Genomic DNA, 1,078 nt, shown 5'->3' on the forward strand with positions numbered 1-1,078 from the left:
GCCGAACGGCGATCGGATCGTCGAGACCGACGACATCGACCACTTCGGCAACCGGCGGATCCGGAGCATCGGCGAGCTCATCCAGAACCAGGTCCGGCTGGGCCTGGCCCGCATGGAGCGCGTCGTTCGCGAGCGGATGACCACCCAGGACGTCGAGGCGATCACGCCGCAGACGCTGATCAACATCCGCCCGGTCGTCGCGTCCATGCGGGAGTTCTTCGGCACCTCGCAGCTGTCGCAGTTCATGGACCAGACAAACCCGCTGTCGGGGCTCACGCACAAGCGGCGTCTCAACGCGCTGGGGCCGGGCGGGTTGTCGCGGGAGCGGGCCGGCTTCGAGGTCCGTGACGTGCACCCGTCCCACTACGGCCGCATGTGCCCGATCGAGACGCCCGAGGGGCCGAACATCGGGCTCATCGGCTATCTCGCGTGTTTCGGGCGGCTCAACGCCTTCGGCTTCATCGAGACGCCCTACCGCAAGGTCGTCGACGGCAAGGTGACCGGCCAGATCGACTACCTGACGGCCGATGAGGAGGACCGGTTCGTCAAGGCGCAGGCCAACACCATCCTCAACGCCGACGGCAGCTTCGCCGAGGCGCGGGTCCTCGTCCGCACCAAGGGCGGCGAGACCGAGCTGATGCGGGCCGAGGAGGTCGACTACATCGACGTGTCGCCGCGCCAGATGGTGTCGGTCGCCACCGCGATGATCCCCTTCCTGGAGCACGACGACGCCAACCGCGCGCTCATGGGCGCGAACATGATGCGTCAGTCGGTGCCGCTGCTGAAGAGTGAGGCGCCGCTGGTCGGCACCGGCATGGAGTACCGTGCCGCCACGGATGCCGGTGACTCCGTCAGCGCCGAGAAGCCCGGGGTGGTCGAGGAGGTCTCGGCCGACTACATCACGGTGATGAACGACGACGGCACCCACACGACGCACCGGGTGGCCAAGTTCAAGCGCTCCAACCAGGGCACCAGCTTCAACCAGAAGCCGATCGTGGTCGAGGGCGACCGCGTCCAGGCGGGTCAGGTCATCGCCGACGGCCCCTGCACCGACCAGGGCGAGATGGCGCTGGGCAAG

General features: G+C 68.1%; 1 pseudogene. It reads left to right on the top strand.

Features of this window, described 5'->3' with window-relative positions:
• Window positions 1–1,078: pseudogene (locus tag ABD120_RS38965) on the top strand (DNA-directed RNA polymerase subunit beta); the annotation flags it as partial.

It is taken from the genome of Nonomuraea longicatena (genome assembly GCF_039525605.1).
GTDB lineage: Bacteria > Actinomycetota > Actinomycetes > Streptosporangiales > Streptosporangiaceae > Nonomuraea > Nonomuraea longicatena.